Source organism: Agromyces mediolanus, assembly GCF_023715325.1.
GTDB lineage: Bacteria > Actinomycetota > Actinomycetes > Actinomycetales > Microbacteriaceae > Agromyces > Agromyces mediolanus_A.
Genome location: NZ_JAMBNX010000001.1, coordinates 566,671 through 582,014 on the forward strand (window position 1 = coordinate 566,671; position 15,344 = coordinate 582,014).

Annotated in this window: 12 protein-coding genes and 1 riboswitch; of the genes, 4 read left to right on the forward strand and 8 right to left on the reverse strand. The window is 73.1% G+C overall.

What is annotated here, in order from left to right:
• Positions 1–9: 9 nt before the first annotated feature.
• On the reverse strand, positions 10–687 hold the full coding sequence (locus tag M3147_RS02660) for a phosphoribosyltransferase (protein WP_251201914.1): 678 nt from the start codon (positions 685–687) through the stop codon (positions 10–12).
• Between the two features lie 122 nt (positions 688–809).
• Here M3147_RS02660 and M3147_RS19470 point away from each other — a divergent pair, with 122 nt between their 5' ends.
• Positions 810–2,570 (forward strand): VWA domain-containing protein, encoded by a 1,761-nt coding sequence (locus M3147_RS19470; protein WP_308201037.1) that lies wholly within the window; start codon positions 810–812, stop codon positions 2,568–2,570.
• 107 nt (positions 2,571–2,677) lie between these two features.
• On the opposite strand, the gene M3147_RS02670 is transcribed toward M3147_RS19470, so the two are convergent.
• The 7 genes from M3147_RS02670 to M3147_RS02700 form a co-directional block, all read right to left on the reverse strand.
• On the reverse strand, positions 2,678–4,279 hold the full coding sequence (locus M3147_RS02670) for a DHA2 family efflux MFS transporter permease subunit (RefSeq protein ID WP_439954176.1): 1,602 nt from the start codon (positions 4,277–4,279) through the stop codon (positions 2,678–2,680).
• Positions 4,280–4,411: 132 nt separating this feature from the next.
• Complete coding sequence (locus tag M3147_RS02675) at positions 4,412–4,549, reverse strand: hypothetical protein (protein WP_189084548.1); 138 nt, start codon at positions 4,547–4,549, stop codon at positions 4,412–4,414.
• 39 nt (positions 4,550–4,588) lie between these two features.
• Complete coding sequence (locus tag M3147_RS02680; protein ID WP_251201915.1) at positions 4,589–5,737, reverse strand: cysteine desulfurase family protein; 1,149 nt, start codon at positions 5,735–5,737, stop codon at positions 4,589–4,591.
• Complete coding sequence (nadC, locus tag M3147_RS02685) at positions 5,734–6,600, reverse strand: carboxylating nicotinate-nucleotide diphosphorylase (protein WP_251201916.1); 867 nt, start codon at positions 6,598–6,600, stop codon at positions 5,734–5,736. Before nadC ends, M3147_RS02680 begins: the two co-directional genes overlap by 4 nt.
• Entirely contained in the window at positions 6,600–8,231 is a 1,632-nt protein-coding gene (gene nadB, locus M3147_RS02690) for an L-aspartate oxidase (protein WP_251201917.1), read from the reverse strand. The genes nadC and nadB overlap by 1 nt, the downstream gene beginning before the upstream one ends.
• Positions 8,232–8,233: 2 nt before the next feature.
• Positions 8,234–9,583, reverse strand: coding sequence for a quinolinate synthase NadA (gene nadA, locus M3147_RS02695; RefSeq protein ID WP_251201918.1), 1,350 nt, complete (start codon positions 9,581–9,583; stop codon positions 8,234–8,236).
• Positions 9,580–10,290 carry an NUDIX hydrolase gene (locus M3147_RS02700; protein WP_251201919.1) on the reverse strand — a complete coding sequence of 237 codons (711 nt, stop codon included), beginning with the start codon at positions 10,288–10,290 and terminating at the stop codon, positions 9,580–9,582. Before M3147_RS02700 ends, nadA begins: the two co-directional genes overlap by 4 nt.
• Positions 10,291–10,488: 198 nt before the next feature.
• A riboswitch (glycine riboswitch) is annotated at positions 10,489–10,587 on the forward strand.
• 132 nt (positions 10,588–10,719) lie between these two features.
• Between M3147_RS02700 and gcvT the strand changes: the two genes are divergently transcribed.
• From gcvT to gcvP, 3 genes are read left to right on the forward strand one after another with little or no spacing between them, the layout of a single operon-like run.
• On the forward strand, positions 10,720–11,886 hold the full coding sequence (gcvT, locus tag M3147_RS02705; RefSeq protein WP_251201920.1) for a glycine cleavage system aminomethyltransferase GcvT: 1,167 nt from the start codon (positions 10,720–10,722) through the stop codon (positions 11,884–11,886).
• Between the two features lie 54 nt (positions 11,887–11,940).
• Positions 11,941–12,312, forward strand: coding sequence for a glycine cleavage system protein GcvH (gene gcvH, locus M3147_RS02710; protein ID WP_251201921.1), 372 nt, complete (start codon positions 11,941–11,943; stop codon positions 12,310–12,312).
• A 15-nt stretch (positions 12,313–12,327) separates the two neighbouring features.
• Positions 12,328–15,255 carry an aminomethyl-transferring glycine dehydrogenase gene (gene gcvP, locus M3147_RS02715; RefSeq protein WP_251201922.1) on the forward strand — a complete coding sequence of 976 codons (2,928 nt, stop codon included), beginning with the start codon at positions 12,328–12,330 and terminating at the stop codon, positions 15,253–15,255.
• The last annotated feature ends 89 nt before the right edge of the window (positions 15,256–15,344 follow it).

Genomic DNA, 15,344 nt, shown 5'->3' on the forward strand with positions numbered 1-15,344 from the left:
CGCGACCGCTCAGCCGCGAGGCGCGCCGGGCGTCCGGCGCAGCAGCTCGTCGACGTCGGCGTCCGGCGTCTGAGCGAAGTCGAGGTACCAGGCCCCGACGGCGCCGAGCGCGGCCGGGGCGGACAAGACGACCGTCTCGTCGAAGCCGTCGAGCTCGGCGAGCGCCTGCGGGGACGCAACCGGGGCGGCGAGCACCAGCCGAGCGGGGCCGAGCGCCCGGAGCACACGCCCCGCCGCCGCCACGGTGGCGCCGGTCGCGATCCCGTCGTCGACGAGCACGACGGTGGCACCGCGGATCGTGCCGGCCGAGGCATCCGTGCGCCACCGCGCTGCGCGCCGCTCGACCTCCGCGGACTCGCGGGCGACGATCGCGGCGAGCTGCGCGTCGTCGACGTGCGCTGATTCGATCACCTCGTCGTTCCACACCAGCACCGCATGCGCCGCCGCGCCGGAGCCGGCCTGGCCGAGCGCGCCCATCGCGAGCTCGGGCTGATCCGGGACGCCGAGCTTCCGCACGACGACCGCCTCCAGCGGCGCCCCGAGGCGGGCTGCGACCTGGGCGGCGACGGGCACACCGCCGCGGGGAATCCCCACGACGACGAGCGGCTCCGGCCAGTTCGCTCGCCGGCGCTGCAGGGCTTCGCCGAGCAGACGCCCGGCGTGGGCTCGATCGCGGAACGGTTCCATGACGTTCTCCGTCGTGCCATCCTCGCACGATCCCCTATGCTGTTCTCGTTCTCTTCCCCCTCGAACGGGGGAGCCCGTTCGAGGGGCGGCGGCAAAGCGGCCGACGCTCACCTGGAGTGCAAGTGGGACGACACAGCGACCCGGTGCCCGAACCGGGAACCCGATCGCGCCGTGACGCGAGACGAGCCGAGCGCCGCGGCGCCGGCACGCCTCGTCGTCGGCGCGCCCTGATCGCCGGCGGCATCGCGGTGGTGCTGGTCGCCACCGGCGGCGCGCTCTGGGCCGGCGGCGTGATCGCGCCACCCGCGGCACCGGCCGCGGCCGAGGGCTGCGCCACCCCGCGGGCGATCGTCGTCGTCGCGGATCCGTCCATCGCCGACGCCGTGCGCGAGACCGCCGAACGGCTCGACGCCGACGCCGACGCATGCCTCGCCGCCGAGGTCGTCTCACAGGACTCGGCGGACTCGGCCGCGGCGCTGGCCGCGGGCAGTTTCACGGGCGATGCGTGGATCCCGGACTCGAGCGTCTGGGTCGCGAGGCTCGGCGCGCTCGCCCAGGCGTTCGGCCGGCAGGCGCCGGTGCTCGACTCCCAGGGCTCCGTCGCCGTCTCGCCGGTGGTGCTCGCGACCCCGAGCGCCGCGGTGGACGCGCTCCCGGTGGAGCCGAGCTGGGCGGCAGTCCGGGACCGGACGCTCACCGCACTCCTGCCCGACCCGGAGGCCAGTGCGGCGAGCCTCGCCGCTCTCTCCGCGGTGCAGTCGGTCTCCGCTCCAGAAGAACCACGGCAGCTCGCCGCGGCGATGCTCGCGCTCGGCCGGGTCATCCCCGCCTCGGCGGACGCGGCGATCTCCTCGGCGGCGGCCGGTTCGGTCGTGGTGATGAGCGAGTCCGAGGTCGCCCGCCACAATCGCGACCGCCCCGCGCAACTCCTCGTCGCGAGCTATCCGGCCGACGGCACCGTCGTCCTCGACTACCCGTTCGTGCGCGTGCCGGCGGCGGCCGGCTCCGGCTCAGCCGATGCCATCGCGGCCGCGCACGCCGACACCGCCACCGGCATCGCGGACTTCGAGACCGCCCTCCGCGCCGAGGCCGGTCCGCTGCTGCACGCGGGATTGCGCCGCCCGGACGGCTCCGGCACGATCACGACCTCCGGCGTCAGTGCGGAGCTGCCGTTCCCCGACACCGTGCTCGAGACCGCGCTCGCCGCCGACTCGCTCGGCGCGGGGCAGCTCGAGCTGCTGCGCCAGTGGGGGGTCATGACGCTCCGCTCGCGCATGCTGGCGGTCATCGACGTCTCGGGATCCATGGCGGATCCTGCGGGCGACGGCATGCGACGGATCGACTTGTTCCAGCGGGCCGCCGGGGGAGCCCTCGCCCAGTTCTCGGGGGAAGTCCAGCTCGGCGTCTGGATCTTCTCGACGGCCCGCGACGGCGAGCGCGACTGGGAGGAGCTCGCCCCGATCGCCCCACTCGCGGACGAGGGGCACACGGCGCAGGTGATGGGCGTGGTGGCCTCGCTGCCGGACCGGCTCGGCGGCGCGACCGGCCTGTACGACACGACGCTGGCCGCGGTCGATCGCGTGCGCGAGGGCTACGACCCGCAGAAGATGAACTCGGTGCTGCTCATCACGGACGGCCGGAACGAGGACGAGAACGGGCTCGAGCTCGATCAGCTGCTCTCCCAGCTCGCCGAGCGTCAGGATCCCGAGCGCCCGGTGCCGGTGATCATGGTCGGTTTCGGACCGGACACCGACCTCGAGGCGATGCAGCGCATCGCCGACGTCACCGGCGGGGCGGCGTACTCGGCGACGAGGCCGGAAGACCTCGGCATCGTGCTCGTGGACGCCCTCTCGCAGCGTGCGTGCCGCCCGGACTGCGGCTGAGCGGCCCGGCGGCGCCGCGGCCCGGCGGCGCCACGGCCCGGCGGGCGCCCGGACACGGCGACGGCCTCGGCACCAGAGGTGCCGAGGCCGTCGATTCTCGCCGAGGCTCAGTGCCCGATCGGTGCACCCTCGCCCATGTCGGCGGGCTTGCGCACGAAGAACGTGCCCACGACCGCAGCGATCGAGATGATCGCGCCGACGAGGAACGCGGCGCGGATGCCGGCCGCCTCAGAGGTCTCGAGCGTGGCCCCCGTCGCGGCGACCGCCGCCGACTGCGCCGTCATGACCGTGATGAACAGCGCGGTGCCCGCGGCGCCCGCCACCTGCTGCACGGTGCCGACGATCGCCGAGCCGTGCGAGTAGAACCGCGGTTCGATCGAGCCGAGCGCCGAGGTGAACAGCGGCGTGAACATGAACGCCAGCGCTGCGGAGAGCACGATGTGCGCGACGAGCATCATCCACCACGGCGTCTGCTCGCTGACCATGGTGAGTGACCAGAGCACGCCGCTCACGACGATGCTGCCCGGCACGAGCAGCGGCGCCGGGCCCACCCGGTCGTACAGGCGGCCGACGGTCGGCCCGAGCAGGCCCATCACGAGCCCGCCGGGCAGGAGCAGCAGCCCGGTGGCGAGCGGCTCCAGGTGCAGCACGTTCTGCAGGTAGATCGGCAGCAGGATGATCGTGCCGAACAGCGCCGCCATCATGACGACCATGAGCGCGATCGACACCGCGAAGTTGCGCGAGTGGAAGGTGCGCAGGTCGAGGAGCGCGCGGTCGCGACGCTGCAGCAGCAGCTGACGCCAGATGAACGATCCGAGGGCGATGACGCCGACGCCGAGCGCGACCCACAGCGGCACGGTGTCGCCGGGCGCCTTGCCGGTGACGACCCCGCCGAGGATGCTCAGGCCGTAGACGATGCCGCCGAAGCCGAAGGCCGACAGCACCACGGAGAACACGTCGAGGGGGAGCACGCGGGTCTCGCTGACGTTCTCGACCTTGCGGAAGCCGATCACGAGCATGACCAGGGCGATCGGCAGCACGAACCAGAACATGAATCGCCACGAGAGGAAGTTCAGCACGAGGCCGGAGATGGTCGGCCCGATGGCGGGCGCGACCGACATCACGATCGACACGCGGCCCATGAAGCGGCCGCGGTCGCTCGGGGCGACGACCGTCATGAGGGTCGTCATGAGCAGCGGCATCATGATCGCCGTGCCGGTGGCCTGCACGATGCGGCCGCCGAGGAGCACCTCGAAGCCGGGCGCCGTCGCGGCGATCAGCGTGCCCGCCGAGAACAGCGACATGGCCGTGATGAACATCGCCCGGGTCGGGAACCGCTGCAGCAGGAAGCCCGTGATCGGGATGACGACCGCCATCGTGAGCATGAACGCGGTGGTCAGCCACTGCGCGGCCGACAGCGAGATGTGCAGGTCGTCGACGAGGTGCGGGATGGCGACGCCCATGATCGTCTCGTTGAGGAAGACGACGAAGGTGGCGCCGAGCAACAGCCAGATGACCTTGGTGTCGCGGGCGCCGTGCTCGGGCTGGCCGGCGCGGATGGCCGCGTCCGCCGCGGCGGCTGCGGGCGAGTCGGCGAGGGCCGCGTCGGCGGCGGCGGCGGTCGAAGCGGTGTCCGTCCGGCCGGCGGACGGGGCGGGCTGAACGGAGTCGAGGTCGGAAACGGCGCGTTCGGTCAAGGAGGTTCCCATCGAGAAGGGCGGCGCGGACGAGCGCCTGAGAGTGGTGCGTCGGTGGAGAGTGCAACCCGCCCAGGTTCAGGCGCTATTCCCAGATCCGCAGATCGATAGGAACGAATACGAAACGCGAGGAATCGCGGCGAGTTACGGCGCGGGCGCGGGCCCGTCGGTCGGGCTCGGCTCGGGGAGCCAGCCCTTCAGCAGCTGCTCTTCGGGAGCGAGCTCGTCTTCGATGCGGCGCTCGCGCTCGTCATCGGAAGGGGTGGGAGTTGCATCGCTCATGGTTCCAAGATAGCGCGGGCCACCGACACGCGCACGGGATCAGCTGCCGGAGCCGAGGCCACGCACCGCTGCGACCGCCCGGGTCGCCGCGGCCACGGTCGCCTCGATCTCCTCCGGCGTGGTGGTCGTGCCGAGGGTGAAGCGCACCGCGGTCCCCGCGAGCTCGGCCGGGACGCCCATGGCGGTGAGCACGTGCGAGGCGTCGCTGCGGCCGACGGCGCATGCCGAACCGCTCGAGGAGAGCACGCCGTCGCGCTCGAGCTCGAGCAGCACCGCCTCGCCGCTCGCCCCCGGGAAGAGGAACGACGCCGTCGACGCGAGCCGCCGGACCGGATGGCCGGTGAGGCGGGCGTCGGGGATGCCGGCGACCACTCGGGCCACCAGGGTCCGACCGAGCTCGTCCACCCGGGCCGCGGCCGTCTCCCGCTCCCGTTCGGCGAGCTCGAGCGCCGTCGCGAAGGCCACGGCGCCGGCCACGTTCTCGGTGCCTGAGCGTCGGCCGCGCTCCTGCCCGCCGCCGTGCAGCACCGGCTCGAGCGCCACCCGGCCGCGCACGACGAGCGCCCCGATGCCCTTCGGGGCTCCCACCTTGTGCCCGGCGAGGCTCAGGGCGTCCACCCCGAGGACGTCGAGCTCGAGCGGCAGCCGGCCGGCGGCCTGCACGGCGTCGCTGTGCACCACGGCGCCGCGATCGCGGGCGAGGGCGGCGAGTTCGGCCAGCGGTTGCACGGTGCCGACCTCGTTGTTCGCGAGCTGGATCGACACGAGCGTCGTGTCCGGGCGCAGCACCGCGGCGAGCGCGTCGGGGTGCACGAGGCCCGAGGCATCCACCGGTACGACGTCGAGCGCGAAGCCGTGCACGCGCTCCAGGAACCGCGCCGACTCCAGCACCGCCTCGTGCTCGATCGCGGAGACGACGAGGTGCCGCCCGCGCGGCACCGCAAGCGCGGGGCCCTTCACCGCGAGGTTGTCGGCCTCGGTGCCACCGCTCGTGAACACGACCTCGCCGGGCCGTGCGCCCGTGACCGCAGCGACCCGCTCGCGCGCCCACTCCAGCGCGGTCGCCGCCTGCTCGCCGAGCCCATGGCTGCTCGAGGGGTTGCCGAATGCGCCCGTGAGGTATGGCCACATCGCCTCGAGCGCCTCGCGGCGGACGGGGCCGGTCGCGGCGTGGTCGAGGTAGATCACCGGGCGCCGTCCGCACGCACGTCGAGATCGAGGCCGAGATCGAGGGACCGCACCGAGTGGGTGAGGGCGCCGACCGAGACGACGTCGACCCCGGTCGCGGCGATCGCGGCGACGGTGCCGAGGTTCACGCCGCCGGAGGCCTCGACGATCGCGCGCCCGGCGATCCGCTCGACGCCGGTCGCGAGATCCGCCAGCGAGAAGTTGTCGAGCATGATCGTGTCGGCCCCGCCGTCGATCACGGCGTCGAGCTGGTCGAGCCGGTCCACTTCGACTTCGAGATGCACGGTGTGGCCGAGCCGGTCCCGAGCGGCGCGCAGCGCCGTCGCCAGGTCGACCCCGCCGGCGGTGAGCACCGCGAGGTGGTTGTCCTTCGCCATCACGGCGTCGGACAGCGAACGACGGTGGTTCCGCCCGCCGCCGTCGCGCACCGCGCGCCGCTCGAGGCTGCGGAGGCCGGGGGTGGTCTTCCTCGTGTCGACGATGCGCGCGCCGGTGCCGGCGACGGCGGCGACGTACTCGGCGGTGAGCGTGGCGATGCCGCTCATCCGTTGCACCAGGTTGAGACCGACCCGTTCGGCGGTGAGCACCCCGCGCGCGGGACCGCGCACCGTTGCGAGCACCTGCCCGGCCTCGAAGCGCTCGCCGTCGTCCACCTGGAACTCGACCACGATCGCGGCATCGACGAGCCGGAAGGCGGTGCGGAACGCATCCGAGCCGCTGAGCACGCCCGCTTCCCGGGCGACGAGGGCCGCGTCGGCGGTGGCGTCCGCGGGGATGAGGGTCTCCGAGGTGAGGTCGCCCCAGGGGGCATCCTCGTCGAGCGCGGCGGCGACGAGGCGGTCGAGCTCTCGGTCGGTGGTCATCAGGCGGCCTCCTCGAACGGCGCGGTCGGGTTGTCGACGGGTGCTGCGCTCGGATCGTCGGTGCGGAAATGCGCGCCGACGCTCGTCGTCCGGGTGAGCGCCGCAGCCACGGTGCGGCGGGCGAGCTCGAGCAGGTTGCGGTCCTCGGCGGTGCGTCGGTCGCGGACCTCCGGTGCGCGCCAGGCGTCGAGGGCGGATGCCGCAGCTTCCAGTCCGGGGCCCGAGCGCTCGAGCCCGGCGGCGTCCCACATGAGCGCGCGCAGCGCCTCCCGGTCCATCGCTCGCCCCGCCTCTCGACTTGCCCGACTTTCATGAAAGTCGGGCAACTCAGGGGTGAGGTCTCGACTTGCCCGACTTTCATGAAAGTCGGGCAACTCAGGGGTGGAGTCTCGACTTGCCCGACTTTCATGAAAGTCGGGCAACTCGGAGACTGAGGCGGGGATGGCGGGGGTGGCGGGGGCAGCGACGAGGGCGCGCGCGGCGCGCTCGGCGAACACCGCAGCCTCGAGCAGCGAGTTCGAGGCGAGCCGGTTCGCCCCGTGCACGCCGGTGCGGGCGCACTCGCCGACGGCGAAGAGGTTCGGCAGGCCGGTTCGCGCGTCGAGGTCGACGACGATCCCGCCCATCGCGTAGTGCGCGGCGGGTGTCACCGGGATCGGCTCGCGCGACCAGTCGAACCCGGCGGCGCGGACGGCGCGGTCGAGCCCGGGGAACCGCCGGGCGAGCGCGTCGCGGCCGAGTGCCGTGGCGTCGAGCAGCACGGGCTCGCCGCCCTGCTCGGCCATGGCGTGCCACACGGCGCGCGCGACGACGTCGCGCGGGGCGAGCTCGGCGAGCGGGTGCAGATCAGCGAGGAACCGTCGCCCCGAGGCATCCCGCAGCACCGCGCCCTCGCCGCGCACGGCCTCGGAGATGAGCGGGGTCCCGGGCACGGCGAGCGCGGTGGGATGGAACTGCACGAACTCGAGGTCGGCGACCGCTGCGCCCGCGCGGGCGGCGGCGGCCACCCCGTCGCCCGTCGCGACGGCGGGATTCGTCGTGTGCCGGTAGAGCTGCCCCGCCCCACCGGTGGCGAGCACCACCCGATCGGCCCGGCGCTCGACGATCGCCCCGTCGGCGTCGAGCAGCACGGCGCCGACGACGGCGCCGCCCTCCACGAGGAGTTCGAGCAGCATGGTGCGCTCGTGCACCGCGACGGCGCGCCGGCGGACGGTCGCGACGAGCGCGGCCTCGATCGCCGCTCCGGTGGCGTCTCCGCCGGCGTGCACGACGCGCGCTCGGGAGTGCGCCGCCTCGAGCCCGCGCTCCAGCCCGGAGTCGTCGCGATCGAAGCCGACGCCGAAGCGGATGAGGTCGCGCACCCGGGCGGGCCCCTCCTCGCAGAGGACGCGCACCACCCCGGGGTCGGCGAGCCCGGCGCCCGCGGCGATCGTGTCGGCGTAGTGTCGCTCGGCGGAGTCGTCGGGGAACAGGGCGGCGGCGATCCCGCCCTGCGCGTAGCGGGTGCTGCCCTCGGCGAGCTCGGTCTTCGTGACCAGTTCGACGGCGCAGCCGGCCTCGGCGGCGCGCACCGCCGTCCAGAGGCCGGCGATGCCGCCGCCGACGACGAGCACGCTCGGGGCGCTCGGCACGGTCAGCTCCGGCTCGAGAGCGGCGCCCCGCTCACGGGCGCTCCGCTCGGCAGCGCCCGCAGCATCCGCTCGAGGGCGACCTTGGCGTCGGCGGCGACGGAGTCGGGCACCTGGATGCGGTTGACCACGCGCCCCTCGACGAGCTCCTCGAGCACCCAGGCGAGGTACCCGGGATGGATGCGGTACATCGTCGAGCACGGGCAGACCACCGGGTCGAGGCAGAAGATGGTGTGCTCGGGGTGCTCGGCCGCGAGTCGCTGCACGAGGTTGATCTCGGTGCCGATGGCGAAGGTGGTGCCGGCGGGCGCGGCCTGGATGGCCTTCACGATGAAGTCGGTCGAGCCGGCCGCGTCGGCCGCGTCGACGACGGGCATCGGGGACTCCGGGTGCACGACGACCTGCACGCCCGGGTGCTCGCGGCGCGCCTGCTCGATCTGCTCGACGGTGAAGCGGCGGTGCACCGAGCAGAAGCCGTGCCAGAGGATGACCCGGGCATCACCGAGCGCCGCCGCGTCGTTGCCGCCGAGCGGCTGACGCGGGTTCCACATCGGCATCGCCTCGAGCGGCACTCCCATCGCCTTGGCGGTGTTGCGGCCGAGGTGCTGGTCGGGGAAGAAGAGCACGCGCCGGCCGCGCTCGAACGCCTGCTCGAGCACGGTGCGGGCGTTGGAGGAAGTGCAGACGATGCCGCCGTGCCGTCCGACGAATCCCTTGAGCGCCGCAGAGGAGTTCATGTAGGTCACCGGCACGACGGGAAGGAGCCCGTCGGCGTCGGGCACGTCGAGCTCGCCGTAGACGGTGGCGAGCTGCTCCCAGCACGCCTCGACGCTCGCCTCGTCGGCCATGTCGGCCATCGAGCAGCCGGCGGCGAGGTTCGGCAGGATGACGGCCTGCTCGGGCCGGGAGAGGAGGTCGGCGGTCTCGGCCATGAAGTGCACGCCGCAGAAGACGATCGCCTCGGCGTCCGGCCGGGTCAGCGCGGCGTTCGCGAGCTGGAACGAGTCGCCGACGAAGTCCGCGTGCTGCACCACCTCGTCGCGCTGGTAGAAGTGGCCGAGGACGACGACGCGCTCGCCGAGCGTCTGCTTCGCGCGGCGGATGCGCTCGTGCAGCTCTTCGTCGCTCGCGAGCCGGTACGCCTCGGGCAGCGCCCCTTGGCGGGGCGAGCCCGTGGGGATGACGTCGCCCATCGACGCGCCGGGGCCGTAGGTGGCGGGGCCGGCATCGAAGGTCCAGGGGCCGTCGGCGAGCTCCGGCGCGCAGCTCTCGCCGCCGCTCGCACCGCTCGCGATGAGGCGGATGCTGCGATCGACGGATGCCGCGCGGCGGACATCGAGGGAGGTGGGGCTCATGACGCGGTCCTCTCGGTGGGGCGGAACGGTTCCCGCGCGCCCGGCGCCGTGGCGGCCGGGGCGTAGCGGTACAGCTTCGGCGGGCGGTGCGGGGTGCCGGCGCGGTGCTCGCCGGTTTCCTGCAGTCCGCCCGAGGCGAGCATGGTGCGGCGGAAGTTCGCCGGGTCGAGCTGGCGGCGGAGCACGGCCTCGTAGACCTCGCGCAGTTCGGCGAGGGTGAAGGTGCGGCCGAGCAGGGCGTGCGCGATCTCCGAGTACTCGACTTTCGTGCGCAGCCGCCAGAGGGCGTAGGCGATGATGTCGGCGTGGTCGAACGCGAGCTCGGGCAGGGTGTCGGCGGGGACCCAGCGCACGTTCGGCCCGATCGTGGCTCGCGCGGCCTCGTCGTTCGGCAGCAGCGCCCAGTACACGACGGAGACGACGCGTTCGCCGGGGGAGCGGTCGACGCCGCCGAAGGTGTAGAGCTGCTCGAGGTAGCTGGGTGCGAGCCCGGTCGTCGATCGCAACGTGCGGGCCGCGGCGGTCTCGAGCTCCTCGTTCGGCGGGAGCCAGCCGCCCGGCAGCGCCCAGTGGCCGAGTTGCGGTTCGCGGGTGCGGCGGACGAGCGGCGTCCAGAGTGCGGGAGGGCCGCCTGCGCGATCGGCGCGGAGGGCGAAGATCACTGTGGAGACGGCGAGGCGCACCGTGCTCGGCGGGGTCGTCGGCATCTGGCTCTCCCTTCGCTCCGGTCGGCGGCCGCTCCTCCGACCACGGGCTTCGAGTCAGAATGACTCGAAGCTGGATTGATCTGCAGCTTACAGTCGCATTGACTCGAAGGCGAATCCCTTCGGCGTCGGGCGCGTGGTCGCCGCACAGCGGGGCGACGGGTGGGGTAGGATCGGGCACACAACCGCATACCGGGCCATCGACGCGTCGCGGGAGAGCCACCGGCAGTGAACGTCGGGGGCACCGAAGGAGCAAGCCTCCCCGCCAATCTCTCAGGTACACGACACCGCGATGACGAGGCCGCTCTGAAAAGTGCCCGTTCGGGCCGCCCACGGTGAAAGCGCACATCCCGCGCGAAACTCTCAGGCTCATGACAGAGGGGGAGTTCTCACGCGGCATCCGCCGCGCGTCTCGACGATCGAGGAGAACTCGTGTCCGATTCCGGAACCACCCCCGAAGAGCGCCGCAGCCCGCTCGATGCCGTGCACCGTGCCGCGGGCGCCTCGTTCACGGACTTCGCCGGCTGGCAGATGCCCGTGCGCTACTCGAGCGATCTCGCCGAGCACCGCGCGGTACGTGAGCACGCGGGACTCTTCGACCTCTCCCACATGGCGGAGATCTCGCTCATCGGCCCGGACTCCGCGGCAGCCCTCGACTCCGCGCTCGCCGGAAAGCTCTCGGCGATCGCGGTCGGACAGGCGAAGTACTCGCTGCTGCTCGCCGAGGACGGCGGCATCATCGACGACCTGGTCGTCTACCGCACGGGGGAGGACCGCTTCCTCGTCGTCGCGAACGCGTCGAACCGCGAGGTCGTCGCCGCTGAGCTCGTCGCGCGCGCCTCCGGCTTCGAGACCTTCGTCTCCGACGAGAGCGACGACATCGCCCTCGTCGCCCTGCAGGGCCCCGACGCACGCGCCGTGCTGCTCGAGACGCCGGGATTCGGCGTCGAGGGGCCGGGCAACGACCAGGAGGACTTCGATCTCGCGATCGCCGAGCTGAAGTACTACCGCTCGTTCCCGGCGACCTTCGAGGGCGAGCCCGTGCTCGTGGCCCGCACCGGCTACACCGGTGAGGACGGCTTCGAGCTCTACCTTGCGCCGGAGCAGGCGCCGAAGCTCTGGGCGGCGCTCGCCGAGACCGGCGGTCCGCGCGTCGTCCCCTGCGGGCTCGCGAGCCGCGACACCCTCCGCCTCGAGGCGGGCATGCCGCTCTACGGGCACGAGCTCGGCCGCGGCATCCTGCCGGTGCAGGCCGGGCTCGGCCGGGTCGTCTCCCTCGCCAAGGAGGGTGACTTCGTCGGCCGCGCGGCGATCGAGCGCGGCCCCGCCGACGGGGCGCCCGTGCTCGTCGGGCTCACCGCCGAGGGGCGCCGCGCCCCCCGCGCCGGCTACGAGGTGTACGACGGAGCGTCGGCCGACGCCCGCCGCATCGGCGAGATCACGAGCGGCGCGCTCTCGCCGACGCTCGGCCACCCGATCGCGATGGCGTTCGTCGCCCCCGAGCTCGCCGAGCCGGGCACCGTGCTGCACGTCGATGTGCGCGGCACCCGCATCCCCGCGACCGTCGTCGCGCTCCCCTTCTACACGCGCGCCGCCTGACGCGGCCCGCCGGCTTCGAACCGTTCACCGACCCCACCACCGAGGAGCATCCACATGACCGACGTCACCGCACTGCAGTACACCGAAGAGCACGAGTGGGTGAAGGTCGAGGGCGACACCGCCGTCATCGGCATCACCGACTACGCCGCGGAGAAGCTCGGCGACGTGGTGTACGTCGACCTCCCGGCCGCGGGCACCGCCGTGACCGCCGGCACCGTCGTCGGCGAGATCGAGTCGACGAAGTCGGTCGGCGAGCTCTTCGCACCCATCGACGGCGAGGTCGTGGAGGCGAACCAGGCCGTCATCGACTCGCCCGAGCTCGTGAACAGCGACCCGTTCGGCGAGGGGTGGCTCATCAAGGTGAAGGCGCCCGAGCTGCCGACCCTCATGACCCACGCCGAGTACCGCGCCTTCGTCGGCGAGTAAGGACCCCAGCGCCCGATGAGCACCACCTCGACGTTCGACCTCGACGCCTTCGGGCGCCGCCACATCGGCACCACCGCCGACGACCAGCAGCGCATGCTCGCCGAGCTCGGCTACGACTCGCTCGACGCGCTGATGTCGGCCGCCGTGCCCGCCTCGATCCGCATGGGCGAGGTGCTGAACTCCGCGATCCCGGCCGCGGCGACGGAGCGCGAGGCACTCGCCGAGCTGGCGGCGCTCGCGGCGCAGAACACCGTGCGCACCTCGATGATCGGCCTCGGCTACTCGGGGACGATCACGCCGGCCGTGATCCAGCGGAACGTGCTCGAGAACCCCAGCTGGTACACCGCGTACACGCCGTACCAGCCGGAGATCAGCCAGGGCCGGCTCGAGGCGCTCATCAACTTCCAGACGATGGTCGAGGACCTCACCGGGCTCGACATCGCCAACGCCTCCATGCTCGACGAGGGCACGGCGGTGGTCGAGGCGATGCTCCTCGCCCGGCGCGCCTCGAAGTCGCCGTCGAACCGCTTCGTCGTCGACGCCGACGCGCTGCCGCAGACGAAGGCGCTGCTCGCCTCCCGCTCGGCCGTCCTCGGCATCGAGCTCGTCGAGGTGCCGCTCGCCGAGCTCGTCGAAGCGAGCGGGCCGCACGAGGCACCCTTCGACCGGCTCAGGGAGCAGCTCGGCGAGCACTTCGGCGTGTTCGTGCAGTATCCCGGTGCCTCCGGACGCGCCTGGGACCCGACGGCCGTGCTCGCCGCCTCGAAGGCGCAGGGCGGGCTCGCGGTGGTCGCCGCCGATCTGCTCGCCCTCGCCGTGCTCACGAGCCCCGGCGAGCTCGGCGCCGACGTCGCCGTCGGCACCACGCAGCGATTCGGCGTGCCGATGGGCTTCGGCGGACCGCACGCCGGTTACATGGCCGTCCGCAAGGGCCTCGAGCGGCAGATGCCGGGCCGACTCGTCGGCGTCTCGGTGGATGCCTCGGGCGCGCCCGCCTACCGGCTCAGCCTGCAGGCCCGCGAGCAGCACATCCGCCGCGAGAAGGCGACGTCGAACATCTGCACCGCCCAGGTGCTGCTCGCCGTGATGGCGTCGATGTACGCGGTCTACCACGGCCCCGCCGGCATCCGCCACATCGCGGTGACCACCGCGCAGAAGGCCGCCGCGCTCGCCGGGGTGCTCACCGGCTACGGGCTCACGCTCGTCAGCGAGACGTACTTCGACGCGATCGAGGTGCACGTGCCCGGCCTCGCGAAGAACGTCGTGGCGCGCGCCCGCGAGCTCGGGGTGCACCTCTGGGAGGTCGACGAGGCGACGGTGCATGTCGCGGTCGACGAGACGACCACCGAGGCGGAGCTCGCCCTCGCGGCCCGCGCCTTCGGCCTGCCGGAGGAGACCACCGTGCCGGTGGACCTGCGCACGCTCCCGGCGAGCCTGCCGTCCGGCCTCGCCCGCTCGAGCGCGTACCTCACGCACCCGGTGTTCAACACGCACCAGTCCGAGACGCAGATGATGCGCTACCTGAAGACGCTCGCCGACCGCGACTACGCGCTCGACCGCGGCATGATCCCGCTCGGCTCGTGCACCATGAAGCTGAACGCGGCGACCGAGATGCAGGCGGTCACCTGGCCGGCCTTCGCGAACCTGCACCCGTTCGCGCCGGAGGCCGACGTCGTCGGCAGCCTCGGGCTCATCGAGCAGCTCGAGAGCTGGCTCGCCGAGGTCACCGGCTACGACACGGTCTCGTTGCAGCCCAACGCGGGCAGCCAGGGCGAGCTCGCGGGCCTGCTCGCGATCCGCGGCTACCACGACGCGAACGGCGAGCACGAGCGCGACCTCTGCCTCATCCCTTCGAGCGCGCACGGCACGAACGCGGCCTCGGCAGTGCTCGCGGGCATGCGCGTCGTCGTCGTGGCGACCGACGAGCTCGGCAACGTCGACCTCGACGACCTGCGCGCGAAGATCACCGAGCACGCGGCATCCATCGCGGCGCTGATGATCACCTATCCCTCGACGCACGGCGTGTACGAGCACGAGGTGAAGGAGATCACCCAGGCGGTGCACGACGCCGGCGGCCAGGTCTACGTCGACGGCGCGAACCTCAACGCGCTGCTCGGCTACGCGCGGTTCGGCGACTTCGGCGGCGACGTCTCGCACCTGAACCTGCACAAGACGTTCTGCATCCCGCACGGCGGCGGCGGCCCCGGCGTGGGACCGGTCGCGGCGAAGGCGCACCTCGCGCCCTACCTGCCGGGGCATCCGCTGGCGCAGCGTCCCGATCACGCCGGTGGGTTCGTGCACGGCGGCGGACCGGTCTCGGCCGCGCCGTACGGCAGCCCGTCGATCCTGCCGATCTCCTGGGCGTACGTGCGCATGATGGGTGCCCAGGGCCTGCAGGACGCGACGGCGGCCGCGGTGCTCGGCGCGAACTACGTGGCGGCGCGCCTGCGCGAGCACTTCCCGGTGCTGTACACGGGGGAGCACGGGCTCGTCGCGCACGAGTGCATCCTCGACCTGCGGCCGCTCACGGCGGAGACCGGGGTCACGGTCGACGACGTCGCGAAGCGGCTCATCGACTACGGCTTCCACGCGCCGACGATGTCGTTCCCGGTCGCGGGCACGCTCATGGTCGAGCCGACGGAGTCGGAGGACCTGGCCGAGCTCGAGCGTTTCGTCGAGGCCATGGTGAGCATCAAGGCCGAGGCCGACGCGGTCGGCCGTGGGGAGTGGCCCGCCGACGACAACCCGCTGCGGAACGCGCCGCACACGGCCGAATCCGTCATCGCGGGGGAGTGGGCGCACCCGTACTCCCGTGAGCAGGCGGTGTACCCCGTGCGCTCGCTCGTGCGCAGCAAGTACTGGGCCCCGGTGCGCCGGATCGACCAGGCGTTCGGCGACCGCAACCTGGTCTGCGCGTGCCCGCCGGTGGAGGCGTTCGCCTGATTCCGAGCTGAACGGCGGGCGGATGGCCGGGCACGACGTGTCCGGGCCATCCGCCCTGCCGCTCGGAGCCCCACAGGTCTAAACTGAGG

Excerpts from the sequence above, each read along its gene's own strand:
- M3147_RS02660 (WP_251201914.1), bottom strand. The coding sequence starts at position 687 with ATGGAACCGTTCCGCGATCGAGCCCACGCCGGGCGTCTGCTCGGCGAA.
- M3147_RS02670 (WP_439954176.1), bottom strand. The coding sequence starts at position 4,279 with ATGGGAACCTCCTTGACCGAACGCGCCGTTTCCGACCTCGACTCCGTT.
- M3147_RS02675 (WP_189084548.1), bottom strand. The coding sequence starts at position 4,549 with ATGAGCGATGCAACTCCCACCCCTTCCGATGACGAGCGCGAGCGCCGC.
- nadC (WP_251201916.1), bottom strand. The coding sequence starts at position 6,600 with ATGACCACCGACCGAGAGCTCGACCGCCTCGTCGCCGCCGCGCTCGAC.
- nadA (WP_251201918.1), bottom strand. The coding sequence starts at position 9,583 with ATGAGCCCCACCTCCCTCGATGTCCGCCGCGCGGCATCCGTCGATCGC.
- M3147_RS02700 (WP_251201919.1), bottom strand. The coding sequence starts at position 10,290 with ATGCCGACGACCCCGCCGAGCACGGTGCGCCTCGCCGTCTCCACAGTG.
- gcvH (WP_251201921.1), top strand. The coding sequence starts at position 11,941 with ATGACCGACGTCACCGCACTGCAGTACACCGAAGAGCACGAGTGGGTG.
- gcvP (WP_251201922.1), top strand. The coding sequence starts at position 12,328 with ATGAGCACCACCTCGACGTTCGACCTCGACGCCTTCGGGCGCCGCCAC.